The organism is Nocardia tenerifensis NBRC 101015 (assembly GCF_000308715.1).
GTDB lineage: Bacteria > Actinomycetota > Actinomycetes > Mycobacteriales > Mycobacteriaceae > Nocardia > Nocardia tenerifensis.
This window is the reverse complement of sequence record NZ_BAGH01000309.1, coordinates 1-26668: the sequence shown is the minus strand read 5'-3', so window position 1 is coordinate 26668 and position 26668 is coordinate 1. Positions and strand designations below refer to the sequence as shown.

Sequence of the window (26668 nt, the reverse complement as noted above, 5' to 3'; positions counted from 1 at the left end):
GGAGCGACATGGACCAGGAGTTCGCCGATCGCATCGTTCTCATCACCGGCGGCGGCCGCAACATGGGCAGGGTGACGGCCTTGGAGTTCGCGCGGCGCGGCGCACACGTCATCATCGACTACTTCCACTCCGCCGAGGCCGCGGCCGAGACCGTGGACATGATCCGCGCCGCGGGCGGGTCAGCCGAGGCCGTTCGCGCCTCGGTCGCCAAACGTGAGGCCGTGCGGGAGATGTTCGCCGTGATCAGGGAGCGGCACGGACGTCTCGACGTCCTCGTCAATAACGCCGCACAGGGCGTGTTGCGGAACCTGGACGAACTCACCGATCTGGAGTGGGAGAAGACCTACCGCACCAATGTGCACGGCGTGCGCTGGTGCACGGAGTACGCCGTGCCGCTGCTGGAGGCCGGGAACGGCAAGGCCATCGTCAATCTGTCGTCGATCGGGTCGATGTACGCCGTCGGCGCCTACGCTGTGGTCGGGTCGTCCAAGGCCGCCGTCGAGGCCCTCACGCGCTACTTCGCCGCGGAACTCGGCCTTGCCGGCATCCGGGTGAACACCGCGTCCGGGTCGCTGCTGGACAACCCTGTGGCCGACGCGTTTCCGCAAGCTCGTGAGGTCCAGCGCATGTGCGAGGCGGCCACCCCGTTGCGGCGCCCATCGGAGCAGGACCTCGCCGACGCGGTCGTCTTCCTGGCCTCGCCGCGCGCGGCGTCGATCACCGGGCAGACGCTGGTGGTGGACGGCGGGATCACCCTCGGGCAGCGGGTGCTCACCATCCCCGACGGTCGTCCGCCCGCGTGGACGGAGCGCACGCCGGGCGTGCGGGTCGGACTGCGTCCGCTCGCCGGGCCGGAGGCGAACGGCCACCACGCCGGACCGGTAGCCGAAGCCGCCGGGAAACCGGAGCTCGACGAGGACGCCTGGGGCGACCCCGACGGGATCGTCGCGGTCGTGGGCATGGGGCTGGCGGTCCCCGGGGCCAATGACCCGGAAGAATTTCACGACCTGCTGCTGCGCGGCGAGCACCAGTTCGCCGAACCCTCATCGTTCGACGTGGAGGGCATCTACTCGCCCGACCTACGAGCCGAGGACCGCGGCTATTGCAAGGTCTATGGGAGCATCAATGACTTCGTCCCGCATCCCCGGCTCGCGGCCGAAATCGCCGCGGGTTCGATCTGCGAGAGCGACGGCGCGGTGCCCTGGTTGCGGCACAGCATCCTCCAGGCGCGGGAGAACGTCCGCGAGCGGCCGGGCTATCGGCAGGCTTGTTATCTGGGCGCCTGGCCCGGCGGCATCCGCGCCCTCGAGGAGACCGTGATCAAGTCGGCGGTGCTTGCCGGAGCCGGGTGCGCCGATCGACTCGAACCGTTGCTGGACAAGCACTTTCCCGCCGCGAACAGCACCCTCGCGGCGACGCTGCCGGAGGACGTACTGCGGCGGGCCGTCGCCGGTATCCTCCCGGACGACACCGTGCGGCTGATCCTGGACACGGCCTGCGCCTCATCGGTCTACGCGGTGGATCTCGGGGTGAAGGACCTGCTGACCGGTGACTGCGACATCGCCTACTGCGGTGGGGTCAACTCCGGCGCACGACGGGACCTGGTCCTGTTCGCCAAGCTGCGCGGACTGTCGACCAGCGGACAGGTGCGCGCCTTCGACGTGGCCGCGGACGGCGTGCTGTTCTGCGAGTGCGCGGGCGTCGTGGTGCTCAAACGGCTCCGGCAGGCCCAACGGGACGGTGACCCGATTTTCGGGCTGCTCACCGGTTTCGGCAGCTCATCCGACGGGCGCGGCAAGGCGATCGCGGCGCCCGACGCGGGTGGGCAGCGACTGGCGCTCACCCGGGCCCGCGCGGTCAACGCGGTCGATTCCGGACAGGTCGACTGGATCGTCGGGCACGGCACCGGGACGCCGGTCGGCGACCAGGTCGAGCTGTCGACGATCGCCGAACTCGCCTCCGGCGACGGTGTGCTCTGCACGTCGAACAAGGCGGTCGTCGGGCACGGCGGCTGGGCCGCAGGTGCGCTCTCGCTGATCCATACGCTGAATGCAATGCGGCACAATGAGATTCCGGGACAGCCCTACTTCACCGCCCTGCCGCCCGGCATCGACTCCACCCGCGTCCGAGTCCCCCGTGAACGGCACGAGTGGCCCGCCGGATCGAGACCGCGCACGGCCGCCGTCTCCGGGTTCGGGTTCGGCGGCACCAACGCGCACCTGCTCGTCCGCGACACGACACCCGCGCCGGAGAACCCGATCCGATCCGCCCCGGAGCCGAGCGCCGAGGAGATCGTGCTCGTCGGCTGGAGCAGTCATCTGCCGGGCGGCTTCACCCACGACGACGTCCGGAACTGGCTGACCGGCACCGGCCCGGCGCCGGAGCGCTCGTTCGGATCGCTTTATCCAGCACCGCCGTTGCGGGAGTTGCCGCTGCCGCCGGTCACGGCCCGGACGATCGACCGGTGCCAGCTCATGGCGGTCAGCGCGACGCACGCGTTCATCGCCGAGCACGGCGAATTGTGGGCCGAGCTGCGTGAGCGCACCGGAGTGATCGCGGCACACAGCGGGCCGCCCCGATCGCTGGTCGACTACACCCTGCGGGTGACCGCCAGTTCGGTGGAACGCGTGCTGCGCGGCTCCGGTGACCCGGTGGCGGCCGATGCCTGGCGGACGTTCGACGGCGCGCTGGCCGACCTGCGCGAGCGCATCCCCCCAGCGAACGACGAGACCATGCCGGGCCTGCTCACCAATGTCATTCCGTCCCGCGTCGCCAACCGCTTCGACCTGCACGGTGCCTGCCTCACCACGAGCGCGGGCCGCGCTTCGACCAATGCCGGCCTGCATATCGCCGCGCAGTACCTGCGTTTCGGTGAACTCGACGTGGCGCTCGTGCTGGGCATCAATGGCAACAGCACGTGGTCGGGAGCGGACGCCGCGGGCCGACCGGCGGGCAACGTCGCCGAGGGCGCGTTCCTGCTCATGCTGAGTCGCGCCGCCACCGCCCGCGAACGCGGTTGGCCGGTGCTGGCTCGAATCGATACCGGCCTCCGCGACGAGGACACAGCCATCCCGGCCGCACAGTGGGGTTCTGCGGGTGACGAGCCGACGTATGTCGGTGCGGACGGCGCCGTCGCGCTGGTTAGCGGGTTGTGCACCGGAATGCCAGCCCTGCGCTTGCCCGGCGGCGCGATCCACCCCACGGTCGTCATGCGGCGGGTCGAGGAAGAAGTCCCGGCCTGCACCGACGTCGCGGTCCGGCATGTGGTGAAGATCCGTCGCGAGGACGAGCCCGCCGCGAACGCCGGACTCCCGGCGCTCCCGCCCAACGGCATCGTCCTGACCGACTCCGACGAGCTGGCCCGCGAGCTGGCCGACCCCGTCGACCGGGCAGGCGGAATCCTGGTGTCGACCGAGGGCGTGCGGGTGCCGGAAAGTGTCCGGCGCGTGCCTGAACTCGTCGACGCCGACTCGATCGGTGACCTGCTCGACGACTTGGCTGCGGCCCAGCCGCACGTGCGGGTCGTGACCCGAGCCCCCGACCCTGCCGAGACGGACTCCGCGCCCGCACCGGCGTTGCTTCGCTTGCAGGACTTGGCTTTCCTCCTCCTCGCCAGAGTCGGTGAACGGGCCACGCAGGGCTCGGTCGGCATGGTCCTGCTCGATCGCCTGCTGAACTTCGACATCCATCCGAACCTCGCGCTGTTCACCGGAATGGCCCGTTCGCTGGCCTGGGAACTCGGTGGCGCGCCGGTGCTGGCCGTGGTGTCCGACGGCGGCTTGGACACGGCCTTGGACGAGTGGGCGCGCGAGTCGCGGACCAGCCGTACCCGCACCGTCGTGCGCTACCGGTCCGGCCGACGGCATGTCGAGTGCCTGCGGGCAGCTCCTCTACCCACCCCGGCCCGGGATCTGCTGTCCGACGACCACCGTGTCGTGCTGGCGACCGGCGGGGCGCGCGGGGTCACGGCGGAGTCGATGTGCCTACTTGCCGAACGGACCAAGGCGAAGCTGTGGTTGGTCGGCAGCGTCGAACTCGACGAGGTGCCCGAGGACATCACGACCGCGACGAACGAGCAGGAGATGTTACTGCGGGCCAAGTATCTGTCGATGTGGCGAATGACCGACACCACGACGCGCATCCCGGTGCTGATGCGGCGATTCGACGACCTATGGCACAGCAGGGAGGCCCTGGCGAACCTGCGGCGGATGCGGCGACTGGCCGGACCCGATCGGATCCGGTACGTCTCCTGCGATCTCCGCAACGACGTCGATGTGGCGGCCCTGGTGGCCCGGATCCGTACCGAGGACGGCCGGATCGATGTCGTGGTGCACGGCGCCGGCCGCAATCACGCAGGCCGACTTTCGTCGAAGACGTTGGCGCAGTTCCGCGAGGTCCGTGACGTAAAGGTCCTCGGCTATACCAATCTGAAGCGCGCCATGGCCGACGACCCGCCCCGGCGCTGGCACAGCTTCGGCTCCCTGGCGGCGCTGCTCGGCGGGGACGGGGAGGTGGATTACGCACCCGCGAACGAGTTCCTGGTGTCGTCAGCGCGACGCGCCCGAACAGTGGGTGGCCGGGACGAGACGGCGGTGTGCTGGAGCCTCTGGCGCGACGTCGGCATGGGCGCCGAACCCGCACTGCGCAAGGCGATCACGCGGCGCGGGGCGCTGAGCGGGATGTCCACAGCGGAAGGAGTCCGGCACTTCGCCGCCGAACTCACCGCGGGGGCGCATCCAGAGGCCGTGTCGGTCTACGTCGGCACCGCCGAGCGCACCCTGCTGTCCGGGCTGCTCTCCACCGCGACAGCCCCTCCGGACGTGCTCCGGGCGGGAGCACCGCCCCCGGTCGAACACGGTGACGATCCCACGAGATGGAGCTACCGGCCCGATCCCCGGCGTGACCAGCACCTGCTCGAGCATGTGTACCGAGGGCACAGCATCGTCCCGGCGGCCCTGTTCTCGGCATTGGCCACCGCCCTCACCGAGCGGTTCCGGGAAGCACCGGGGAGCACGACGAAAGCGGAGGACATGGAGCTCTCCGAGTTCATGTTCGCCGACCTCGCCCGCGCGGAGCCCGTGTTCGCCCTGCACCTCGCGCCTCAGGACGAGCACCGCGTACGGGTGTCGATCACGTCCGATCTGATGGACGCCAGGGGACGGGTGCTACGCAAGGATCGGCACCACGGATCCGTCACGATAGTCACCCGCGCGGGTGAGGAGCGGACCGTGCTGCGGCCGTGGGCTACGCCGGATCTGAGCTCGGCGGTGCGACTGATCCAGAACCCGTACGCGGCGGCCGAATCACCGGTGCAGATCACCGGTGTGCTCGACACGCTGTTCGATATCCGGTTGCACTCGGCCGCCAATACCGGCCGATGGATCTCGCGGACCGACCCGGCCGAACTGTTCGGCGTCGTCTCGGACACAGTGACGCTCATCGACGCCATGGGGCAGTTGAGCGCGCTCGAGCTCACCACGGATGGCCACGTGCCGATCAAGGTGCCGCGCCGGATCGGCGCGGTATATCAGCCGATCCGCGGCAACGACGTCGAGCTGATGCGCCGCTACCCCCTGGGACTCGAACTCGTCTATTTCGCCGAGCACGACGTGTGCCTGGCCATCGCCCCGGACGGACAGGTGGTCGCCGAACTCCATCACGTCACCGGCTCGGTCGTGGCCGAGGTGCCGTTGTCGGTGCTGACAGCTGAGTCGAGCCCGCCCCCCACGCCACACTCCAAGGAGACTCACGCCCATGACGTCGTCCAAACCGTATGAGCTGGAAAAAATCATCACGCTGGCGGACACCAACGCGATCGGCAACGTCTACTTCGCCTCGTATGTGTTCTGGCAGGGCGAATGCCGCGAGCGGTGCCTGGCAGGATACGGGCCGCAACTGCAGGACGATATGCGCCGCGGCCTCCTGATGGTGACCGCGTCTTGCGCGTGCGAATATCTCGACGACCTCCGGCTGCTGGATCAGGTACTGATCCGGATGACCTTCGGTCCGGTGCGTTTCAACACCGTGGAGCTGATATTCGAATACCTCCGCCGCACGCCGGACGGCGAGAAACTCGTCGCCCGCGGCCGCCAAACGGTCGCGGTGATGCGGCACCGGCCTGGCAGCCCCGACGATGAGTTGAAACCGGCCGCCTGGCCGAAGTGGTTTCTGTCCTTCGCCGCCGAGTACGACCTCGACACGCGCCGAGCCCATGTCGCACTCGGGTGAAGCCCCCATCGGCCGCCGCGCGCGCGATCCACCCCTTTTCCGACCGCACAAATCCGACCACGACAAGCCTGAGGAGGCCAAATCATGACGACCAGGAACAGACGCCGCCGCCGCGTGAGCTTCACCGACTACTTCGGCGACCTCGTCGACGACACCAAGGAATTCATCGATGATCTGCTGGACCGCGACGATGAGGAGAAGCGCTTCCATTCCGAACGGACGGCACGCCACGACGACAGAGACCTGGACGAACTGCGCGAGACCCTGCAGGAGATGAGTCGCCGGCTCGACCGGATCTCGCGCACCGAGCAGCCCGCCGGGCAGGAGTAAAGCGCCGCATGCCAACGTCGCGGTCGCGCCGCCGACTCGAACGCGAATCCGACGGCACCCTCAGCGAGGCGGACACCGGGGCTACGGTCCACCTCGAGGAGCTGGCCGAAGGGTTACGCATCGGGAGCCGGTTCCGAGTGAGCGCGCGCGGCACCGGCGTGGACTGCACGGTCCAGGTCTTCGCCGACGCTCTCGGCGTTGCCCTGTCCGGCGATGGCCCACGAGGCTACGTTCTCGGACCGGTCCCAGGCGCGCTCGACCTGCCGTGGGGCGTCAGGTGACCGGTGGTTCGCCCCGGTGCTCGCGCGCGCCGAGGCGAACCACCGCTGACCGACTGGATCGCTTCTCGCTGGTCGGCATATCCCGCTTTGGATGCCGCGGCGGCGACGGAGACGACAGCCGGGGCGAGGCCCTCCGGGGTGTGGGATTCCCAGCGCGTCGTTACGGTGAGCGCGGCGACGGCCCGACCGTCCTCGTCTACTACCGCTGACCCCACCGACAGCAACTCCCGCTGGATTCCCTCCCTGCTCCAGGCCCAGCCGTGCGAGCGGATGCGGGCCAATTCATAGTGGAAATCCACGCTGCCGGTCGCGACGATGCCCGGGGTCTTATGGACGGTCCGCGCGATCCGGTCCTGCAAGCGCGTGGAGGAATAGGCGAGCAGAACCCGCCCCGCCGCCGTGGTGTCGGAGCGAGCGCGGTCGTCGAGGCCGAGCGCCATATCGAGCGAGCGGTGATCATGCGAGGTGGCGATGCATACGACATCGCTCCCGTAGAGCACGCTTGCCCTGGCGATGAGATTCGTGGCGGTGTGCAGATCCTGCAGCCACGGCTGCAGGTGTGTCCGGAGGGACGCCGGTTTTCGCGCACACGCGAAATCCCCGAGCACGGCGAGCCGGGAGGACAAGGCGTACTTCCCGTTCCACGGTTCAACCAACTCGAACCGCTCGAGTACCTTCAATATGCGATGTGTGGTCGACTTCGCCAAGCCGACTTCTCGCGACAACTCGACCACTCCCACCGGCGTCCCGGCGTGGGAGGTGAATCCCTCCAAAAGGACAAGAGTCTTCTCGGTACATTGAAATACGTTTTCGCTCACCCTCGAACCCCTTACGACGGAAATCCGCGAGCCGCCGCGACGGGCGCTCTGATCCCTTGATGATAAGCACCAGGCCTGCACCGAGGTGTCGATTCCGCCGTCTCCAGGCCGCTTGGGATTCGTAGTGATCGTCGCCAAACATTTTGTGTCAGACGGTGTTTCGTGTTCCCAAAAGTTGCTCCACCGATTGCCGATCTGAAACCGGCTGTGCGCCAACAATGATCAGCAGCACCGTGTCCGGACATATTGTACGCCAGCGGTTCCCAGGTTCAGCCACGTTGATCAGTGCGCCAGGACGCCGACCACCTTCTGTGATCGTATTCGTCTCGAAACCCAGCGCTGTGCCCGAGTCATGTCACACTCGGCGCCCACTGCTTCCATCGCATATGAATGTCAGTAGCTGATTCTCGGCCTTGCGATGCCGGGATTTCGCCATGAGTTCGAGCAGGCTGGCTCCGGCGGGCGGGGTTTGGTGCCCTTGGACTTCACTCGGGCGCATCGGACCGTCTGGTCCAGGTTCTCGATGTTGAGTTGGAGCAGTTCTTCTGCGCGAGCGTATGTTTCGTAGAGCATGCGCCAGAACGTCTTCTCCCGGACGTGGATCTTCGCGGTGGCAGATGAGGCGGTCGATCGCGGTGCGCGAGCGCGGAGTCCGGCGGGGTCGACCGTGCGGCCGAGGCGGGCAGTTTCGGTGCGTCCCAACCCTGTTCGGCGCACCAGTGCAGCCATTTGCCGACTGCGGCGCGGCGGGAGTTCCAGGTGATCACCGCCGAAGCGCCCCACAGTGATTCCAGCGCCGCGCCGATCTCGGCGTCGGTGACCGAGTCCAGGGCGCGCGAGCGTCCGATCAGCCCGTCCGGGCCGGTCGAGGGCGTCGACGGTCTTGACGATCGCGATGCCGTAGGCGCGGCGGGTGTTGGGCGATCCGATGGTGTCGCAGAACGCTCGGCCGCGCAGCGCAGAGTTCGCGCCGGCGGGGTGGGTAGCCGGGTCACCTTCGCCGCCACGCCCCTGCCTTCGCCTGGCTTGCCCCGGAGAACGGGGCCGGTTCGTGTTGCGCCGCAGCGCATCCCCGTGGCACCACTGCGGGGGTTACCCCGGAGAACAGACCATTATCCGGGGATTACGAAGACGTTCGGGCAAAGTTGTCGAACACGCGGTATGCGGCAATTGCGGATGATCCTGCGGCGTCCGGTCTCGCTGCTCTTGCCGGGGCAGATGGACAACGAATCATCTTGTTGTTCATACGGGTCTATCCACTTGGAGGTTCAGTAAAGGTTGGTTGGCTGTGGTTGGTTGTGGATGTCTTAGGTGGTCTGCTCTCGAGGCCTGTGGTCGGGTTGGCGTTGGTTGCTCGGCTGAGTTGTTCGGATACTTCGGGTAGGTCCGCGTGGATGCGGCGGTCCATCGCGCGGGCGAACAGTTCGTCGGCGACTTGGTGCACGACCGGGCGAAGTTCGGCGAGCGATGTCGCGAGTTGATGCAGTTGCTCGGGCGAGGGGTGTTCGAGGACGCGTCCGAGTAGGTGGGTCCGGAATTCCTGGACGAAGGCGAAGGCCATCCGATCGAAGGATGCTTGCAGTTCCCAGCTCAGCGCGAGCACGGTGCGCAACGGGATACCCGCGGCGACGAAAGCGGTGGCGGCCTCGAGCAGGCGGCCGCTGGAGTAGACGAAGTGGTCGTCCTCGATCCGCAGGAATCCCAGTTCGACCGCTTCGGCGATGGCCTGTGGGGTGGCCTGTTCACCGAATCGGGTCAGCATTTCCTCGAGGTCGATGGTGACTTCTTCATCGCCCCACGCCACCGAGGCCACGGTTTCGAAGCCGAGCAGTTCCGAGACGCCGCCACCTTGCTCGGCGCTGGTCAGCAGGTCGGCGATGCCTTCGAGGCTGTGGCCGCGGCCCAGCAGATCCGCGATCAGGGTCAACCGCTCGAGATGGGTGTGGTTGTAGAGGGCGTGGCGGCCCTGCCGGCGTGGTGGGGCGAGCAGACCTCGCTCCTGGTAGTAGCGCACCGTGCGGACCCCCACACCGGCCGCTTCGGCCAGTTCCGCCACCCGGTACTCCTGGGTGAGTCCCGTCATCGCATCCTTCTCCCGCTCGCCCGGCCGCGGTGATTTCCTGAATCGTAACTCAACTGTCTCAGCAGATGCTGGTCGAGACAGGCCGTAAAGATCAAGTAGAAGAGCGAGCCGGGGAAAACTGGACACTGTTTGTGTTAAGTGTCACCTACGGTTACAGTGTCCACTGACATGATCGAGCTGTGCCGGAAGAGTCGGCGCACGGATTCCGATCAGTGTTGTGGTCCGGAGGTTGAAGTCAATGTCGACAAGCGCCCCTGGTGTAATCCAGGAACTCGAGATCGCCGGGATCGCGGCGGTCTTGCATCTGCGCCGCTATCCGCGGCTGTCCCATCGGTTACTCGACCATGTGACCGGTGTTGCCGACGATGTGGCCCCGTCGCCAAAGTTGCCGTGCGGAGTGGTACGGCGGGAAGCCGCTGAAGTGGTGGCGGGATGTCTGGGTCTGGTCGCGCAAGCCTTGCAGGGCCGACCGCCGGGCGAGATCCCATCGACGCTGCGCACAAAGATGGAGGACTGGGCCGCGGAGGGTGTGGCGCTGGAGACCGTGCAGCACGCCACCCATCTCGGGTTCCGGTTCGTGCTCGATCTGCTGTCCCGGCGCGCCACCAGCGCCGACAGCCGGGCGATGGTAGTGGCCAGCCAACGCCTCGCCGAGGTCCTCGACCGCGTCATCACCACATTCACCCGCGCCTACCTGCGCGAGATCCGGGCCGACGCCACCCAGCGGCACGCCGCCGCCGAGATCATGGCCGCCGCGTTGATCGCGGGATCGAGCACCGCCGCGATGGCACGCGAGAGCGGCTTTCCGGACGCGACCGGTTACCTCGTGCTCGCTCTCGCCGTCCCCGGCTCGCCGGAGCAGCCCGCCGGACCCTCGCCGGATCGCCTGGAAGCTCGCCGTCGTTTGCGCCGTTTGCGCACCGAGCTCGCCATCCACCCGGACGCGCCACTGGGCCTACTCAGCGAATCCGGTGGCACCGTACTGATTCCCGAGGAGCGACTCGACGATTCCGCCGCCGTGGAGTTGTTCGAGTGCCTGCGAAGCGCCGCCCGTGCCCCGCTACTGGCCGCCATGGTCCACTCCCCACGCCACGAAATCCCCGACGCCGCGCACCGCGCGCACGAACTGCTCGACCTCGTCCAGCGCCTGAATCGGCCCCCTGGTCTCTACCGATTCACGGATCTGGCCCTGGAATACCAGATCACCCGCCCCGGCCCAGCCCGTCAACGCCTGAGCGCACTGCTGGACCCGCTGCGGTCCCAGCCCGAACTGCTGCACACCCTGGCGCTGTACATAGCCAACAACCATCACCGTCACCGCACCGCCGCCACCCTGCATATCCACGCCAACACCCTCGACTACCGACTGCGACGCATCGCCAAATACACCGGCCTGGACCCCTCCCGCTCCGACGGCCTATGGCATCTGCAGTCCGCTCTCATCGCCCACGCCTACGAAACCGAACCCGCCACCACGGCCCGCTGCGGCTGAACGATGTCTCGAAATTCGAATAGCGGGGCAGCACAAGCAGTTCGACTTGTGCTCGCTCTCATCGTTTTATGGGCGACTGGCCGAAGCAGCTTCGGCAGTTGAACATGGTCCACGGCCAGGACCCGTCATCAAAACGGGAATCCGCTCGGCTGCTTCCGAAGGGGCACTGTGTACTCGAACCCTCGACTCTGACAGCCCTTTCACGATGACACCCTCGGAGTGCGTTCCGCAGTCGCGCCGACCCAGCAACGGCCGATGTTCGCCCGGATGTTGAGGACGCAATCCGCGATCAGGTACACGACACCTGTCGTGATCTTGCTACGGTGACCAAGTAAGCCATTGGCCTGCACAAACTTTCGCTATAGGCGAATGGGGATCGAAGAATGGGGATCGTCCGATTCCACAAAACAGGTCAGGCCCGGCATTGCCGGGCCTGACCTGATTAGAAAGTGGAGCTAAGGGGACTCGAACCCCTGACCCCCACACTGCCAGTGTGGTGCGCTACCAGCTGCGCCATAGCCCCGAGTGGGTTGCTTTCAGGTTTCCCTGACTGCCTGAACGAAGTTACACCACGGGTGTGGCGGCGACCAAATCGGCTTGAAACGGGGGTAGCGGGGAGGGGCGGACGGTCGTAGAATCGAACGCATGTTCGAAGGATGCGATCTCTCGGTGCTGGATTTTCAGGCCATGAGCGATGAGGGGCTGAGGGACGCCCTTCGGACTGCGCATGGGGCTTCGGCGATGGCGCAGGCGGCGGAGGTGTTCGCGGTGCGGGAGTTGTATCGCCGGCGTCTTGCGTCGAGTGCGGAGGTGGGGGAGGTGCGGGCGGGTGAGTTCGCGGCGGGGCGGATCGATCTGGCGAGGGTGCGGGTGATCATCGACAACACGCGTGCGGTGGCGCGGGAGGTGCTCGACGAGTTGGAGCCGCGCCTGCTGGCGACCGCGGCGCGGACGACGCCGGTGCGGCTGCGGCAGGCGGCGCGGCGATGGGTGGCGCGGCTGGATCCCGTTGGGGCGCAGCGGCGGCGGGAGCGGCGTCAGGAGGATCGGGACGTCCGGATTCGGGCGATGCAGGACAGCATGGCGGTGTTCGACGGACTGCTGCCCGCCGCGGGAGCGCAGACGGTGGCGATGCGGTTGCGGGAGATGAGTCTGCAGGTGTGCGCGTCGGATCCGCGGACGATGCCGCAGCGGCGGGCCGACGCGCTGGTGGCGCTGGCCGACGGGTCCGGGCGGTTGCGGTGCGGGTGTGGGCGCGTGCGATGTCCGAAGGGAGGTGCGGGGGGCGAGACGCCGCGGCGGCCGCTGATTCAGATCGGAATTCCGGCTGACACGTTGCTCGGGATGCGGGATGCGCCCGCGTTTCTAGCCGGGTACGGGCCGATCGACGCCGCGCTGGCCCGGCTGATCGCGCGGAACATGCTCGGTTCCAGGTAATTCCGGAACGATCCGCCGATGAGCTTGCCGCAGAACAGGTTACGCACACGGAACGGGAAGTGCGTGCGCTGGACGGGATGTGCCGGTTTCCGGGATGCACGATGCCGGCCGCCGAATCCGAACTGGATGACTCGATCACACTGTGCGCGCGACACCTTCGCTTGAAAACGTTGGCGGACAACAGAAAAGTGCCCTGGGAAACCTGGCTGGCCGACCCGGATCGGTTGCAGTGGACGACACCGACCGGCGAGGTGCACGCAACTTCCCGCGAAGGTGCCCGATACCTATTCCCGCACAAGGACATCGACGTGCCGACCAAGCCCGAAGACGGCCCGTCGCGACCGGATGTGCCGCGCGATCTGCCCGACGACATCGCCTACCCACTACGCGGCCACGTCATGGTCCACCGCCAACTGTGCCGAATCGCGCCGGACAACGAAATACCCTATGACGCAAGAGCTTCTGCGCCGCAGTGAATGCCCGCCTCTCACCGACCAACTGAAAACGCGACGAGCAGCGGCACCGGCCAACTGGGGAAGCGGGACCGCGCCGTCGAACCGGGCCGAGCCGCCGACAGGTGGAGTCGGCGGCTCGGCCCGACGAACCAACAGACTCGACGCGCCGCGGTCAGGGGGTATATCGGCCGCGCCGTCGAAACGGGCCGGGCCGTCGGGTGGTGGATGCGGCGGCCCGGCCCTCCGACCAACCGAATGCTCGGCGGGCGGCGGACCGGCTGACTGGGGACGCCGGCCGCCCCGCCGAGTGGGCCGAGTCGCCGACGAGTTCGCTGGCTCGGCCCCCAGGCTCCGTGTCGAAGTTTCATCCGGCCGGACTTCGACACAGGGCCTGAGCCAACCGAATGCTCGGCGCCGGCGGTCCCGGGGAACTCCTGGAGTCGGATCGCACCGTCGAGCGGGGCCGGGCCGCGACCAGGTGGTGCGTCCGGCCCGGCCCCACCCGAACTCAGGACTTGACGGCGATCCCGCCGACGATGATCTCCTCGACCAGGGTCAGCTTGTCGCGCACGATGCCGTCCGGCCGCCAATGCGACAGCGGCACCAGGCCGGGCTCGACGAGCTCGCAGCCGCGGAACAGGCGCAGGATCTCCTCGCGCGTCCGGAACCGGCCGGTGCCGAGGAAGTCGAGGAACGACCTCTCCAACGCGCGCGATTCGTCGCCGGTATGCAGGAAATGGGTGATGAACAGATGACTGCCGACGGGCACGGCATCCAGGTAGCCGTCGACGACGCCCTCGGGATCCTCGTCATCGTGCAGGTGATGCAGCATGCCGACGAGCATGATGGCCACGGGCTGGGAGAAGTCGATCATCTTCTGCACGTCGGGATGCGCGAGCACCGCGGCGGGATCGCGCAGGTCCGCGGTGATGACGCGGGTCAGTCCGTTCTCACCGAGTAGCGCTCGTCCGTGGGCCAGCACGATCGGATCGTTGTCGACATAGACGACCTGTGCGTCCGGTTGATACGACTGTGCGACCTGATGCGTGTTCTCCATCGTGGGGAGCCCGGCGCCGAGGTCGAGGTACTGCTTGAGTCCCGCTACGCCCGCTAGGTAACGCACGCCGCGGCCGAGGACGGCCCGGTTCAGTTTGGCCAGCTCATCGACCTCTGGCATGGTCTCACGCAGATGCTCCAGCACGTGTTCGTCGGACGGGTAATAGTCCTTGCCGCCGAGCAGCGCATCGTAGACTCGCGAGATACTCGGCTTGGATACGTCGAACTCGACTGGCGCCGACTCGGAATTCGTCATCGTTCATCCCTAATACGCGCAAACTCGGACACTTGACCGTCTGTGAAAAGCGTAGACACGCAAGTCGATGTCGCGCGGCACATTTGCTCGATCAGTGCCAAGTCGGCATCAGCGGGTGAGGACGTCCACCCAGTCCTGCTTGTTCACATCGATTTTGGTCTTGCCGTCGAACACGGCGGGGGTTGCCGCGGAGCCGTTCAGCGCCGCGTCGAGCGCATCCGTCATGGCAGTGGCACTGGCTTTGGCCGCATCGATTTTCGCACCGGAGGAGATGCACTGGAGCACCGACTCCGGCGCATCGGCGGCCCTGGCGAGCGCGGCGAGCTCGCTGTTGTCCAGATCGGCGCCGCCTTCGCTCGGGCGCTTGGTGGTGAACAGTTCGGTATGGAACTTCGAGTACACCGGGCCCGAACCACCCTCTGCGACACACTGATTCGCCGCGACCGCGCGGGACGAATAGTCCTTGCTGCGCGAACGGGCGTCGAGGAAGTTGACCAGACGGTAGCGGACGGTCAGCTTGCCCTCGTCGATTTTCTGCGCGATCTCCTGACCGTAAATGCGCTCCATATTGCCGCAGCCGGGGCAGATCGGATCCTCGAAAATGTCGATCGTCTTCGGTGCGTCCGGCTTACCGAGCAGGATCGAACCGTCCGGTTCCAGCACCACGTGCACACCGGGGTCGTGCGCGGACCCGTAACCGTCGTTGCGGGCGCTCGCCTCCTCGTGTCCCCCGCGGGTCGCCAGGACAACGATCACCGCGATCAACACGACGGCGACGGCGCCCAACGCGTAGGTGGTCTTGCTGGACATGGGCCGCGGGGTGTAGTTCGAACGCGATTCGCTCACACCGACACTCTGCCGCAACCGCCCCCGCCTGCCATTCCCGGGTCTGACAACCAACGGACGGGGGCCCGCCATGGGGCGATCCTCCATCAGGCCGGCGGTCGGCTCGTCGTGCCGTCAGTTCCAATCAAGTCTTGCGCAGTTAATATTAACCATGCAACACTCAACGTATGAACACAGCTTCCTTCCTCGCTCAGACCTCCTTCCCCCTGATCTGGCCGCTCATCGCGGTCGTCGGCGCACTGGTCCGCACCCGGCGCAGCCCGTCTCGGCAAGCCGCGCTGGAGACCTGGCAGCGGTGGTGGGCCGTGGTCGCGCTCGGCTGCGGCAGCCTGTGGATGACGGTCGCGTTTCTCACGGTTCCGGACGAGATGGCCACGGTGATCGGCTTTGCCCGGAGTCCGTTCCAGTTCGAGATCGCGTTCGCGAATCTCGCGCTCGCCGTGATGGCGTTTCGTGCCGCTTCTTCTTCGGCCACGGTCCGGGAGCGCGTCACCGTCGGGCTCGGGGCCGGCATGTTTCTGTGGGGCGCGTTGATCGGCCACGTCTACCAGTGGTTCGCCAACGGCGACCACTCGCCCGGTAACACCGGCGGAGTCCTGGTGTGCGACCTGCTGTTCCCCGCCGTCATGATCGTTCTCGCGCTGCGCTCGCAGCGGTTGGCCGGTACCGAGCAGCGTGTGCCCAGCGGAATGGTCGTCGCACCGCACGCGGCCAGGTGAGGTTCGCCCGGTCTGTGCCGAGGCGATTGATCTCAGCAAGTGGGTATCGAAGACGTGGCCGCCGATTCTCGGCGGCCGAACGGAGGCGATCATGGAAACGCGCAATGACACAGTTATCGCGGACGGGTGGCCGCCGCATCGGATCGGCGCCTTCGTCGATGCCGTCTTGGCCATCGCGATAACGCTTTTGGTTATCGAGCTGGAACGGCCCAAGGGCGAGGACGCGGCCGATGCTCGCGCACTGGCCGAATTCCTCTGGCACGAACGGTCGTCGTTCGTGGCGCTGGTGCTCGCGTTCTTCCTGCTGTGGTCGGTGTGGCGGCGCCACCATGTGCTGATCTATCAGGTGGAGCTGGTGGATCGGTACACGCTGGCCGCCCACGCGCCGATGCTGTTGTTCGCCGCGGTATTGCCGTTCGTCACCGCGCTGTTCGGCAATGCGTTCGGCAACTCGCTCGCCGTCTGCTTGTTCGCGGGGGTGGCCGCGGCGCTTTTCGCCAGTGAGGCGGTGGTCAAGGAGATCGCGTCCCGGCGATCCGTGCTGGCCGAGCGGGTCTCGCCCGCCGCGCTCCGCTCGAATGCCGGTGGATCCTATGCCGTGGCAACGGTTTTCGCGGTCACCGCCGTACTGGCCTGGCTCACCCCTTATGTATGGGTGGTGTGGCTGTTCGCTCCGCTCGTCGCCACCTTCGGCGGTCGCTTGATCAACCGGGTCCGCGCCGTTCGGCAGGAGGGCGACGATTAATCTTAACCGGGTAAGACTGGACTATGCTCGACGTGTGGACGATGGACTCGGAGACTTGCTGCATCGCGTGGTGTTCCTGCTCGGCGAGGCGGCGCGGCGGCGGGTGGACAACTCTCGTGGGCTGAGCTACAGCCAGATACGCCTGCTGGGAACGCTGGAGGACATCGAGCCGGTGACCCAGCATCAGCTGGCGCAAGCGCTGGCGGTCTCCGATCCGGCCATCAGCCGGGCGCTACGTCCGCTGGAAGAAGCCGGACTCGTGCGGATCGAGACCGATCCGGAGCACAAACGGCGACGACTGGTCCGCACGACCGAGGCGGGCCGCGACGCTTTCCACGCCACCGGTAAACCGCTCGTCGACGAGTTGCGCACCGCCCTGCTCGCGGCTGATTTTCCGTATGAGCGCTATCTGCGCGACACCATCGTGCTGGCCGAGTTGCTCGAGCCGTCCCCCTCCTCACCTGCCCCCGGCGACGCCGGGTGACGCAGTCCGACCGGTCGTATTCTCTCGACGTGTTCACCGAAAACGCATACGGCAGGGCGTAATTCAGTTTCACTGAATTTGTCGCAACACAGGGAACGCCGTCCTCGGTGTATCGCTCGGCTCACCGGTCCTGCGGCCGCGCGGCGTCGAAGGGGACAAGCGCAACGGTCCGATATTTCGGATAAAAAACCGACCGCGCGGAAATTGCTCATTGTTGACGTTCTTGCAAAGACCGAGATCGGCGATCTTATTGTTGCCGAGTGGAAGTGTTGCCCGTACGATGAGTATATCTAGATAAGATTTGCAGGCTGGCATTGCGGCTCTGAAATCTCTACTCGTTGCCTTTCCTGCTCGGGCTCGGTGTAAATCGATTTCCCGGTCAGGACTCGGCCGCTTGTGTCACCTGAATTGAGTGGGTGCGCCGCCGACCCGGGCCTGTGTCGGCCGGACTCGGCGACTCGACCGATATTCTTCAGGAGAAGACCGTGGCCGACGATACCGATGACGTACGAGAGCACGGCGACGGTGTAGGCACCTTGCCGCCCGGCACCAGATTCGATATCGGCGACGAGCGGTACTCGCATATTCACCGATACCGGGACATCCCTATCCGGATGAGCGACGGCACGGTGCTCTATGCGGATATCGGTCGCCCCGGGGACGGCGCCGGGCCGGTCGGTGAGCCGTTGCCTGTCGTGGTCACCTTCACCGCGTACAACAAGCGGCTGATACAGCTCGCCGGTTCACGCGGGGTTCGTGCGGTCAGCCGAGCGGCCCGATGGATGAGTCGCCGCCCCGTCGACACCGCGGACGTTCTCGGAGTGTCGGTATTTCTCCAAACGCTGGCACACGGCGCGCCGGACGCGATCTCCCCCAATGAGACGCTGATACGTCGCGGGTACGTGTATGTGCTGGTCGACTCGCGCGGTACGGGGTCGTCGCTGGGGGGTTGGAATTTCATCGGAACGCAGGAGCGACGGGACTATCTGGAGGTGTTCGGCTGGCTCCGCGATCAGTCATGGTGCCGCGGCGAGTTCGCGCTCGCGGGCATCTCCTATCACGCCATGGCCGCACTGGCCGCCGCCGGGCTTCGCCCGGAGGGCCTGAAGGCGGTGTTCGCGATCGAGGGAGCGGAGAGCGCCGATCGCGAGATCGCGTTCACCGGCGGTCTCTTGTCGCCATTCGTCATCGCGTGGTCGGCCGCCGTCAATGCGGTCAAATTCATTCCGCCGGTGCACACGCTGTTGCGCGACTCCACGCTGATCTCGTACGTACGTGATCGTCTCGCCGCTCCGCTGCCCTGGTTCGATCGGACGATCTCCATGTATTTGAGCAGAGACGACCCCGACCTGTATCGGAACGAGAAATGGGAGGAACGAAGACCGCGACTCGAATCGATCGAGGTGCCCACGTTTCTGGTCGGCGGATGGCGCGACATCTTCAACCGCTCGCCGCTGCGGATATACGAGCAAATCGATGTGCCGCCCGGGCGTAAGCAAGTTCTGGTCGACAATTCTTTTCATTTCACGCCGGGCTTCGGCTTCGGCACGAACGGAAACCCGCCCGCACTCGACGAGCTGCAGTGCGCCTGGCTCAACCGCTGGGTCAACAATGAAAGCAACGGGATAGACGGCTACGGCCCGATCGTTCTCCACCAACTCAACGGGCCGTGGGTAGCACGCACGGAGTTCCCGCATCCGGCGGCGCAGCCGGTTCGTCTTTACCTGTCCGCCGACAACAGCGGCAGTGCAGGCCACGCCGGTTACGACGGCACGCTGGCCCTGTCCAGTCCGCCCGCGGACCAATCGATCGCCCTCCCGCACAGCGGAGTGCAACTGTCGTCCGACAACACGGCTATCGCCACAGGAGGACTGAGCACCCTGTTCGGCAGGTACAACGCCGACGAACGCCGTGCCGAAAAGTCCGCGGCAACCTTCACCACCATCCCTTTCGCGACCGACACCGTGCTCTCGGGCCCCATGAACGTTCACCTGTTCGTCGAAACGACCGGGCACGAAGCCGTGTGGGTGGTGACGCTGTCGCGCGTCGCTCGCGACGGCACCTCGATCGCCATGGCACGCGGCACACTGCGGTCCGCATTACGGGAGCTCGACGAGGCGAACAGCCGGTACGCCGACGGTGAACTCATCGAACCGCAACACCCGCTCACCGCGGAGTCTTTGCAGGAGGTCCGTCCCGGCGAGATACACCGAATCGACATCGGACTCAACGCCACCGAAGCGGTCATCGACACCGGCGACCGGCTGCGGCTCTCCATCCAATGCGCGAGTTTCCCACGCCACGCCTTGCCTCTCGGTATGCGACGGAGCCTCGGAACCCAGACGATCCAGATTCACCCTCGCCGGCCCTGCTATCTCACGCTGTGCGAATACCCGAAACAGTCCTGAACCGCCTGCGATCAAAGGTTGTCAGCCTATGGAACTCATGTCACCGATCGATTCGATATTCCTGCTCGGCGAGGCGAACACGAGGCCCATGCATTTCGCCACGCTCGAACTGTTCGAGCCGCCGAGAGACGCCGGTCCGGATTTCGTGACGCGACTGCATCGAAAGCTGCTCGACGACACCGAGATTCACCGGACGTTCCGGAGACACCCAGTGCACGCGTTCCTCGCCGACAAGGTCGGTTGGGTCACGGCCGCGGAGATCGAGCTGGCCTACCACGTACGCCGCCGCACCCTGTCCGGGCCCGGCGACAACTACGAACTGCTCGAATTGGTCTCTGACCTCCAGAGCGTACTGCTCGACAGGTCTCGGCCGCTGTGGCGGATGTACCTGATCGACGGGCTCGACGACGGCCGCTTCGCGGTATACACCAAGTGGCACCATGCCGCCTTCGACGGAATCTCCGCGCAGCGCAGCATTACGCGAACGCTCAGCCCGGATCCGGCCTGCCCGGACGTGCATGGTTGGTGGCACCCGCGCGACGAGCGACGAGGGAAGACCGCCTCGGCCGGCAGAACCTCCGCCTCACTGCGCCAAAAGCTTTCCGCCGCATTACAATTCGCGCCGTCACTGACCGCCGTCGTCGCCGAGGCACTGTGGAAGAATACGACGCCGCTGCCGTTCTCGGCTCCGCACACCATGTTCAACGTGCCGGTGCACGGCGCGCGCCAGTGTGCCGCCCGCTCGTGGCCGTTGGCGCGCATGACACCGATCCGGCAGGCGACCGGCTGCACCGTGAACGACATCTTGGTCGCCATGATCGGCGGGGCGCTCCATCACTACCTGATCGGCCGTGATGCCCTGCCGGACCGCCCGTTGATCGCCATGGTCCCCATCTCGCTTCGAGACAGAAAAGGCACCGACACGGGCGGCAACCGGGTGGCGGCGGCACTGTGCGGTATCGGCACCGACGTGGCGGATCCGGCCGAACGGCTGGCGGGAATCGCGGCATCGATGCGGCGCGCCAAGGAACTTCACTCGGCGCTGACGGCGACACAGTCGATGACCTTCTCCGCGCTGATGCTCAGCCCGCTGGCCTTGACGGTGCTGCCCATCTCGGCGCCGGCGGTCTCGACCGCGCCGGTGAACATCGTCATCTCCAACGTGCCAGGGCCCGCCCGAGCGCTGTACTGGGAAGGCGCGAAGCTCGCGGCGAACTATCCGATGTCCATCGTGCTGGACGGACTGGCACTGAACTTCACCATCTCCAGCAATATCGACGCCATAGACTTCGGCATCGTCGCCTGCCGGGACAGCGTGCCCGACCTGGACCTGATCGTCGATTACCTGGAGAAGTCCCTCGCCGAACTCGAGAGCGCCACGGCCGTCGGCTCGGTCACCGCGCCGCGGAGTTGAACGGACGAAGGTCCGCCACCGGAGCCGCCTCGATGCGTTGCGGCGAGTCGGGGTCGTCCCTGTCACGCACCCGATAGAGTGTCTTGCACAATGACACAATTACGGGACACACTCGGGGGTGTGGGCTTCCGGGATTGGAAACAGGCCGTTTCGCACGGCGACAGCGACCGTGCCATCGCCGCGCGGATGGGCACCAACCAGATGCGCGTGGCGCGCCACCTCAGCGATACGCCCGTCGCGGAGACCGTCATCGCGTTCAGCCGCACGTATGGCGTCAGCCCGGTGGAGGGCTTGATCGCGGCCGGGTTTCTCACTCGAGCCGAGGTTCAGCGGGCCGCGGTCCGTGAGGCGCTGCAGGAGGCCACCGGCGCCGAACTCGCCGAGGAGGTCGGGCGGCGCCTCGTCGCCGAGACCACACCGAACACACCACCCCGGAGCCGCCGCGAGCGGCTCAGCAAAGGACTACGCGAGGAATGACCGACGCCCTTTTCGGCTTCGCGATCGTGGTGGCGGCCCTCACGGCCGTCGCCCGCCTCTCCGTCTGGCGCACCGCGCCGCAGACCCGCCTGCTCACCGCGGTGCTCGCGCTCCTGGCCGCCTCCGCGGCGTTCGCGCAGACCCAGATCAGCGACCGGCTCGACGCGTACTTCGATGATCCCGGCTGGTCCGGCATCGGGTACGACGTGCTGCTGCTCACCGCGGTCTGCCTGCTGTGCGCCTACCTCGCCCAGATCTGGGGCCACACGCGCCTGGCCAGGGCCGCCGAACTCGCCGCGCCCGCCCTCGCCGCGCTGCTGACCATCACCTACGCGCTCGCCGAGCACAATGGTCAACACCGCCATTACATCGGCGAGGAACTCAGCTCGACCGCGACCGTGCACGGGCTGCTCGTGTCGGGAGCGCTGCTGCTGGCGAACGTGGTCATGGCCGCCACGGTCGTCGCCGCGCGGCCGCCGACGCGCACGCAGTTGTGGTTCGGCCTGGCCGCCCTGGCGGGTCTGATCGTCGCGACCCTGCGGATCAGCGCGATCATCGACCCGGGACGCTTCTCCGATGCCTTCTGGGACCTGCGCTACCCGCTCGACACCGTGGTCCTGCTGGCGGTATCCGCCGCCGGAATCGACAATCTGCTGCGCAAGCGGCGATCCAAGGCGGCATTGAACAGCTGAATCCGCCGGTCTCCCAACCTCTTCGAGTGTTTCTCGAACGCGCACGCACCGGATCGGTGCCATCGTGTCTCGTCCGCGACCCTGAGACGAACTGATTCGCAGCCATCTCTAACCTTGGTGTTGTACCGATATTGGGTCGACTCTCACAAAATGTGAGCCACAACTCTCTTTTGCCAAAAGGCGCTGGTAGTGCGTCTGTTTCCGTCGGAATCTTCACGAAGTCGCCGAAGTATCGCGACAAGATGACCTTGCGGCATTGACTCAAAACTGACACAGTATGAGTCGTAATCGAAACAGTCAGCGTGAGGATCGCAGTCCACCTTCGGATCCTCAGCCCTGACCACGCGGCTTGTTGATCGCCCACGTGGTGGCGACCGCCTCGAGGTGCGGAACCTTCCATCTCGCCGCCGAGCCGCGAGCACCGGCACGCATCCGCGCCCCGATCGACCAGCGCGGAGCCTCGGCCCCCACCTACATCGACCATTCGACCCGGAGAGCATCGATGACCGACTCGACCACGGACGCAGCGAACGCCCCGTTCCGAGCATGGCTCGGCTTGGCGGTCCTGGTGCTGTCCGCGCTGTTGGTCGCGCTCGATATGTCGGTTCTGCACCTCGGCATGCCGAGTGTGGCCATGGAGCTGCACCCGTCGGCGACCGCGGACATGTGGATCATCGATATCTACGGCTTCAGCCTCGCCGCGTTGCTGGTGACCATGGGCAATATCGGCGACCGCATCGGCCGTCGCCGAATTCTCATGCTCGGCGCGCTGGTCTTCGGCGCGGCCTCGGCGTTGGCGGCGTTCTCGTCGAGCGTCGGGGTGCTGATCGCGGCGCGGGCGTTGCTCGGTATCGGCGGCGCCATGCTGCTCCCCGCGAGCCTCGCGCTCGTCTCGAACGTGTTCCCCGCCGGTGGGCGGGCGCGCAGCGCCGCGGTCGGCATCTGGACGGCGTTCTTCGCGGGCGGCGCGGCCGCGGGCTCGGTGATCGGCGGGACCCTGCTGTACGAATTCTGGTGGGGCTCGGTCTTTCTCATCAATCTGCCGGTGGTCTTGATCGTGCTGGTCGCGGCTCCGCTGGTGCTGCCCGAGTATCGCGAGGCCTATCGCGGTCCCCTGGATGTGCTGAGCGTCGGGCTTTTCGCGGGCGCGGTGTTGCCGCTGGTGTACGCGGTCAAGCGCGCGGCCGTGCAGGGTCTGGACCCGGTCGTCGCGGGCACCGCGCTGGTGGGACTGGGCGTGCTGCTGTGGTTCGTCGATCGGCAGCGGCGGTTGGCCGCGCCGCTGTTGGATCTGTCGCTGCTGCGCCGTCCGGCGTTCGCGATGGCGATCGCCGCGGCCTCGATCGGGGCCGTGTCGTGGGCGGGCATGACCTACCTGACCTGCATCTACCGCCAGTCGGTGCTCGAGTGTGACGTGCTCGACGCCGCGCTGCTCGGAATACCCATGGCCGCAGCGGTTTTCGCCGCCGCCGTGGTCGGTGTCCGCATCGGCTCGCGGTGGGGCGCGGCGCGCACGATCCTGCTCGCGCTCGGCGCGGCGGCGGCGGGAAACCTGGTGTTGGTCGCGGTGGGCGCGCAGGCGGGGCTGCCCTGGTATGTGGCAGGTTCGACCACAGCGGGTCTGGGCTACGGAGTCTTGTTCACGTTCGCCTCGGACGCGGCGGTGTCGGCCGTCCCGGCGGCGGAGACGGGCGCGGCGGCCGGCATTTCGGAGACGAGCCTCGAACTCGGGAGCGGGCTCGGCATTTCCCTGCTCGGATCGTTGACCATGACGCTATTTCGCTCGGGCGGCCACTTCGCCTCCACATTGGAGGACACCGTCGCCGGGGCGCACGGCGACCCGACCACCATCGATTCGGCTCGAAACGCTTTCGTCAGCGGCATGCATATCGCCACGATCGTCAGCGTGGCCGCCGTGGTTATTACGGCGTCGGCCATCTGGGTTTTGTCCGCAAGGAAAGAAAAGTGACGAGGCTCGCGTAGATTTCGACTACGCGCGTCATTACACCTAACAGGAGGTTCGTAATGTACCCGACCAAAATACTGCTCGCCGCTCCCGTCGTCGCCGTCGGCGCGATATTCGCGAGCGCCGCGCCGGCCACCGCCGACACGGGCGGAAACTTCGCGACCATCTACTCGCTCACCGACGGTCCCTGCGCCGCACAGGTCCGGTCTTCTGTACACAGCCCGGCCTACCCGAATGCCGCCGGATTCACCGTGGAAACCACCATGCTCGGCGTCGACGCCTGCCATCTCGACGTCACCTTGAACTGGCGCAACATCGACACGGGCGAGACCGGTGCGTTCACCCAGACCGCCAACGGTCCCGGCATGTGGATGACACCCGGCCGGTCGCACATCTTCTACCCGGGCTTCGGCCGGTTCGTCGGCACGGTCTCGATCGGGCCGGCGCATTTCCCGGAGTCCGGTGAGGTCGCCTTCACCGTCGAGCCGTACCACGACTGACCGTAGCCCTTCGCGAAACACCCCCACAGACAACGAGAATCGAGCTGATTATCGTGCGTACTCGTCATGCCCTGGGCGCCGCGGCCGCGGCCGCGGGAATCGCCTTCTCCGATATCGGTTCCACCGCCTTGGCGGAGCCGCAGACCACCGACACGGCCGCTACGACGGGCGTATCCGAGAAGCATTTCCGGAATACACCGGCGTGGTTCGATGGAATGCCCGCACAGGCCCCTGAACTGTCGGTGCTGCCGCGCTTCGATCAAATTCGCGTGCGCGTCCTGGAGGTTCTCGCCCAACTCGTCGGCGACGAACCGATTACCGGCGATTTCCGAGAACTCGACATGAACGAGTACGACGTCGCGGGTTTTCTCTGCGATGTCGAGGAAGAATTCGACATCTATATCCCGGACCAGGACGCTGATCGACTCACCAGCGCGGAGGACGTCGTCGAGTACATCGGCGCGCTCCGATAGCACCGTAGACCCTCAGTTGATATCGAACTCATTCCCTTCCGGGTCCTTCATCCCGACCGCGTAGTGGTCGATTCCTTCCTCGTACATGACGCAGATGCGAGTGGCGCCCAAGCCCACCAGACGTTCGGCTTCGGTGTCCACTCGCATTTTTCGCGTCTGAATCGGGTCGGTCCGGTCGCCGCTCGCGTGGACGTCGATGTGCAGCCGGTTCTTCACGATTTTCGCGTCCCCGACCACCTGGAACCAGATGTCCGGTCCACCGCCCCTCGGGTCGCTGATCCGGTCCACGCGGCCGGTCAGCGCTTCCTCCGGTAGTCCCAGGTCGCGATAGTAGTCGTCCCAACTGGTGAAACCCGTTGGCGGCGGCGCGAATTCATAGCCCAGCGCGGCAGCCCAGAAGCGGGCCTGTCCGTCGGGGTCGGCGCAGTCGATCACCAGCTGGTAGCGGACGGACATCGAGAGGGCCTTTCGAGGCGCGTACTTTGCGCGCCATCCTGCCAGCTCCGCGTCGCCCGGGTCATCGACTCCGCACGCGTGATCGTCGCTTGTTGCGCAGGTTGGTGATTCCGGCGGCGGAGACCGCCAGCAGAAAGAGCGTGGCCAGGGTGTATCGGACGCTCCAGTACGGATCGGCGAAACGCCCCGGGTCGATGGTGGCGGCGGCGCGCAGAGCGGCGAGCGCCAGGCCTGCCGCCGCGGCTACGCCGAACCATAAATGGGTAAGGCTCAGGGGTCGCGCCACCAAAACGGTCGCGAACATCGCCAGCGTCGCGATCAACAGTCCGATCGACACGATCAACCCGGACACCGTCGCCGGGCCGCTCAACTCGCCGATGTAGTGGTGACGCCGGTCGGAGTCCGTCGTCAAGGTGTAGGCGACCGCGAGCGACAACGCGAGCGCGGGCGCGGCGGCGACCGCGATCCGCGCGACTGTGTCGAAGCCCCATATGCGCGCCAGGTAGGCGCACATCAGGCAGACCGCGGTCAGCAGCACGACGTCGTCGGCCATGCCGACCCAGCCGGGCAGTCTCAAGTGGGTATCGACGGCATCGCGCACCCACGGATGCGTCGCCGCGCCCGACACCGCGAACAACGCCAGGACGACGGTCAGCAGCCGGGTCTGCGGCTCCGACCGCCACAGCGACGTCCGGGCGAGGGTCACCGCGGTGATCACCACCAGCGCCGCCGCTAGAAAATTCTCGGCCATACTGCGGTTATTCCTCGGTTGAGTCTCGGCAATCCGCTCCCGCGAGATCACCACGACGGGGTTCAGGTACGGCGAAACCCCGGCCCGCTACTGCGGGCCGGGGTGTGTACGCCGGGGATACCGGCCACCGTTCAGGACTGCGGCACGTCCATGCCGAGGGTCGCGTCCGTGGACTCGGGTGCGTCCGTGGGCTGGGGTGCGTCCGTGGGCTGGGGTGCGTCCGAAGGCTGCTGGCCGTTCACGGCACCGGCCGCGGCGCCGATACCGGCGCCGATGGCCGCACCGGCTGCGGCGCCCACGC

23 protein-coding genes and 1 tRNA gene are annotated in these 26668 nt (G+C 66.7%); 17 read left to right on the top strand and 7 right to left on the bottom strand.

Annotated elements, in window-relative coordinates; translation table 11 throughout:
* Positions 1–8: 8 nt before the first annotated feature.
* The 4 genes from ON39_RS46115 (at position 9) to ON39_RS48990 (ending at position 6839) form a co-directional block, all read left to right on the top strand.
* Complete coding sequence (locus ON39_RS46115; protein WP_051187005.1) at positions 9–5777, top strand: SDR family oxidoreductase; 5769 nt, start codon at positions 9–11, stop codon at positions 5775–5777.
* Entirely contained in the window at positions 5755–6228 is a 474-nt protein-coding gene (locus tag ON39_RS24575) for an acyl-CoA thioesterase (RefSeq protein ID WP_051187004.1), read from the top strand. The genes ON39_RS46115 and ON39_RS24575 overlap by 23 nt, the downstream gene beginning before the upstream one ends.
* An 84-nt stretch (positions 6229–6312) precedes the next feature.
* On the top strand, positions 6313–6558 hold the full coding sequence (locus tag ON39_RS24570) for a hypothetical protein (protein WP_146251054.1): 246 nt from the start codon (positions 6313–6315) through the stop codon (positions 6556–6558).
* A gap of 8 nt (positions 6559–6566) precedes the next feature.
* Positions 6567–6839 carry a hypothetical protein gene (locus ON39_RS48990; RefSeq protein ID WP_110293442.1) on the top strand — a complete coding sequence of 91 codons (273 nt, stop codon included), beginning with the start codon at positions 6567–6569 and terminating at the stop codon, positions 6837–6839.
* Here the strand turns inward: ON39_RS48990 and ON39_RS46110 are convergent.
* Together ON39_RS46110 and ON39_RS24560 are read right to left on the bottom strand one after the other, a co-directional pair.
* A complete protein-coding gene (locus ON39_RS46110; protein WP_051187003.1) occupies positions 6785–7657 on the bottom strand; it encodes an IclR family transcriptional regulator in 873 nt (290 codons plus the stop codon). The two genes, ON39_RS48990 and ON39_RS46110, sit on opposite strands and share 55 nt — an antisense overlap.
* A gap of 1252 nt (positions 7658–8909) precedes the next feature.
* Positions 8910–9740, bottom strand: coding sequence for a MerR family transcriptional regulator (locus ON39_RS24560; RefSeq protein ID WP_063713392.1), 831 nt, complete (start codon positions 9738–9740; stop codon positions 8910–8912).
* A 238-nt stretch (positions 9741–9978) separates the two neighbouring features.
* On the opposite strand from ON39_RS24560, the gene ON39_RS24555 reads away from it, so the two are divergent.
* A complete protein-coding gene (locus tag ON39_RS24555) occupies positions 9979–11232 on the top strand; it encodes a PucR family transcriptional regulator (RefSeq protein WP_040737871.1) in 1254 nt (417 codons plus the stop codon).
* A 450-nt stretch (positions 11233–11682) separates the two neighbouring features.
* On the opposite strand, the gene ON39_RS24550 is transcribed toward ON39_RS24555, so the two are convergent.
* Positions 11683–11755 (bottom strand) — tRNA-Ala (locus ON39_RS24550).
* 122 nt (positions 11756–11877) lie between these two features.
* Here ON39_RS24550 and ON39_RS24545 point away from each other — a divergent pair.
* Together ON39_RS24545 and ON39_RS24540 are read left to right on the top strand one after the other, a co-directional pair.
* The gene (locus ON39_RS24545; RefSeq protein ID WP_051187001.1) at positions 11878–12669 is read left to right on the top strand and encodes a DUF222 domain-containing protein; all 792 of its coding nucleotides are present in this window, start codon (positions 11878–11880) and stop codon (positions 12667–12669) included.
* Between the two features lie 188 nt (positions 12670–12857).
* Positions 12858–13145 carry a hypothetical protein gene (locus ON39_RS24540; RefSeq protein ID WP_169335917.1) on the top strand — a complete coding sequence of 96 codons (288 nt, stop codon included), beginning with the start codon at positions 12858–12860 and terminating at the stop codon, positions 13143–13145.
* A gap of 487 nt (positions 13146–13632) precedes the next feature.
* Here ON39_RS24540 and ON39_RS24535 read toward each other — a convergent pair whose 3' ends face one another.
* Together ON39_RS24535 and ON39_RS24530 are read right to left on the bottom strand one after the other, a co-directional pair.
* Entirely contained in the window at positions 13633–14436 is an 804-nt protein-coding gene (locus tag ON39_RS24535; RefSeq protein WP_040737867.1) for an SAM-dependent methyltransferase, read from the bottom strand.
* Positions 14437–14544: 108 nt separating this feature from the next.
* Complete coding sequence (locus tag ON39_RS24530) at positions 14545–15282, bottom strand: thioredoxin domain-containing protein (RefSeq protein ID WP_040737866.1); 738 nt, start codon at positions 15280–15282, stop codon at positions 14545–14547.
* A gap of 167 nt (positions 15283–15449) precedes the next feature.
* Here ON39_RS24530 and ON39_RS24525 point away from each other — a divergent pair, with 167 nt between their 5' ends.
* From ON39_RS24525 to ON39_RS24475, 10 genes are all read left to right on the top strand, one after another.
* Positions 15450–16001 (top strand): DUF6790 family protein, encoded by a 552-nt coding sequence (locus ON39_RS24525; RefSeq protein WP_040737865.1) that lies wholly within the window; start codon positions 15450–15452, stop codon positions 15999–16001.
* Between the two features lie 91 nt (positions 16002–16092).
* Complete coding sequence (locus tag ON39_RS47535; RefSeq protein WP_051187000.1) at positions 16093–16746, top strand: TMEM175 family protein; 654 nt, start codon at positions 16093–16095, stop codon at positions 16744–16746.
* Between the two features lie 34 nt (positions 16747–16780).
* Positions 16781–17230: a MarR family winged helix-turn-helix transcriptional regulator gene (locus tag ON39_RS24510; protein ID WP_051186999.1), complete on the top strand. Its 450-nt coding sequence runs from the start codon at positions 16781–16783 to the stop codon at positions 17228–17230.
* Between the two features lie 485 nt (positions 17231–17715).
* On the top strand, positions 17716–19638 hold the full coding sequence (locus ON39_RS24505; protein ID WP_146251056.1) for a CocE/NonD family hydrolase: 1923 nt from the start codon (positions 17716–17718) through the stop codon (positions 19636–19638).
* Between the two features lie 28 nt (positions 19639–19666).
* Positions 19667–21052 carry a WS/DGAT/MGAT family O-acyltransferase gene (locus ON39_RS24500; RefSeq protein ID WP_040737863.1) on the top strand — a complete coding sequence of 462 codons (1386 nt, stop codon included), beginning with the start codon at positions 19667–19669 and terminating at the stop codon, positions 21050–21052.
* A 120-nt stretch (positions 21053–21172) separates the two neighbouring features.
* The gene (locus tag ON39_RS24495) at positions 21173–21529 is read left to right on the top strand and encodes a hypothetical protein (RefSeq protein WP_040737862.1); all 357 of its coding nucleotides are present in this window, start codon (positions 21173–21175) and stop codon (positions 21527–21529) included.
* Entirely contained in the window at positions 21526–22221 is a 696-nt protein-coding gene (locus tag ON39_RS24490; protein ID WP_040737860.1) for a hypothetical protein, read from the top strand. The genes ON39_RS24495 and ON39_RS24490 overlap by 4 nt, the downstream gene beginning before the upstream one ends.
* A gap of 502 nt (positions 22222–22723) precedes the next feature.
* Positions 22724–24190 carry an MFS transporter gene (locus ON39_RS24485; RefSeq protein WP_040737899.1) on the top strand — a complete coding sequence of 489 codons (1467 nt, stop codon included), beginning with the start codon at positions 22724–22726 and terminating at the stop codon, positions 24188–24190.
* Positions 24191–24246: 56 nt separating this feature from the next.
* Complete coding sequence (locus ON39_RS24480; protein WP_040737859.1) at positions 24247–24687, top strand: hypothetical protein; 441 nt, start codon at positions 24247–24249, stop codon at positions 24685–24687.
* Between the two features lie 53 nt (positions 24688–24740).
* Positions 24741–25160 carry an acyl carrier protein gene (locus tag ON39_RS24475; protein WP_040737857.1) on the top strand — a complete coding sequence of 140 codons (420 nt, stop codon included), beginning with the start codon at positions 24741–24743 and terminating at the stop codon, positions 25158–25160.
* 12 nt (positions 25161–25172) lie between these two features.
* On the opposite strand, the gene ON39_RS24470 is transcribed toward ON39_RS24475, so the two are convergent.
* Positions 25173–25595, bottom strand: coding sequence for a VOC family protein (locus ON39_RS24470; RefSeq protein ID WP_218006179.1), 423 nt, complete (start codon positions 25593–25595; stop codon positions 25173–25175).
* Positions 25596–25677: 82 nt separating this feature from the next.
* Entirely contained in the window at positions 25678–26367 is a 690-nt protein-coding gene (locus tag ON39_RS24465; protein WP_040737855.1) for a hypothetical protein, read from the bottom strand.
* Positions 26368–26668 lie beyond the last annotated feature (301 nt).

What these genes read in the sequence shown, in the direction of transcription:
- ON39_RS46115 (WP_051187005.1), top strand. Translation starts at nt 9, where the DNA reads ATGGACCAGGAGTTCGCCGATCGCATCGTTCTCATCACCGGCGGCGGC.
- ON39_RS24525 (WP_040737865.1), top strand. Translation starts at nt 15,450, where the DNA reads ATGAACACAGCTTCCTTCCTCGCTCAGACCTCCTTCCCCCTGATCTGG.
- ON39_RS24500 (WP_040737863.1), top strand. Translation starts at nt 19,667, where the DNA reads ATGGAACTCATGTCACCGATCGATTCGATATTCCTGCTCGGCGAGGCG.
- ON39_RS24545 (WP_051187001.1), top strand. Translation starts at nt 11,878, where the DNA reads ATGTTCGAAGGATGCGATCTCTCGGTGCTGGATTTTCAGGCCATGAGC.
- ON39_RS24485 (WP_040737899.1), top strand. Translation starts at nt 22,724, where the DNA reads ATGACCGACTCGACCACGGACGCAGCGAACGCCCCGTTCCGAGCATGG.
- ON39_RS24575 (WP_051187004.1), top strand. Translation starts at nt 5,755, where the DNA reads ATGACGTCGTCCAAACCGTATGAGCTGGAAAAAATCATCACGCTGGCG.
- ON39_RS24490 (WP_040737860.1), top strand. Translation starts at nt 21,526, where the DNA reads ATGACCGACGCCCTTTTCGGCTTCGCGATCGTGGTGGCGGCCCTCACG.
- ON39_RS24535 (WP_040737867.1), bottom strand. Translation starts at nt 14,436, where the DNA reads ATGACGAATTCCGAGTCGGCGCCAGTCGAGTTCGACGTATCCAAGCCG.
- ON39_RS24570 (WP_146251054.1), top strand. Translation starts at nt 6,313, where the DNA reads ATGACGACCAGGAACAGACGCCGCCGCCGCGTGAGCTTCACCGACTAC.
- ON39_RS24555 (WP_040737871.1), top strand. Translation starts at nt 9,979, where the DNA reads ATGTCGACAAGCGCCCCTGGTGTAATCCAGGAACTCGAGATCGCCGGG.
- ON39_RS47535 (WP_051187000.1), top strand. Translation starts at nt 16,093, where the DNA reads ATGGAAACGCGCAATGACACAGTTATCGCGGACGGGTGGCCGCCGCAT.
- ON39_RS24465 (WP_040737855.1), bottom strand. Translation starts at nt 26,367, where the DNA reads ATGGCCGAGAATTTTCTAGCGGCGGCGCTGGTGGTGATCACCGCGGTG.
- ON39_RS24560 (WP_063713392.1), bottom strand. Translation starts at nt 9,740, where the DNA reads ATGACGGGACTCACCCAGGAGTACCGGGTGGCGGAACTGGCCGAAGCG.
- ON39_RS48990 (WP_110293442.1), top strand. Translation starts at nt 6,567, where the DNA reads ATGCCAACGTCGCGGTCGCGCCGCCGACTCGAACGCGAATCCGACGGC.
- ON39_RS24480 (WP_040737859.1), top strand. Translation starts at nt 24,247, where the DNA reads ATGTACCCGACCAAAATACTGCTCGCCGCTCCCGTCGTCGCCGTCGGC.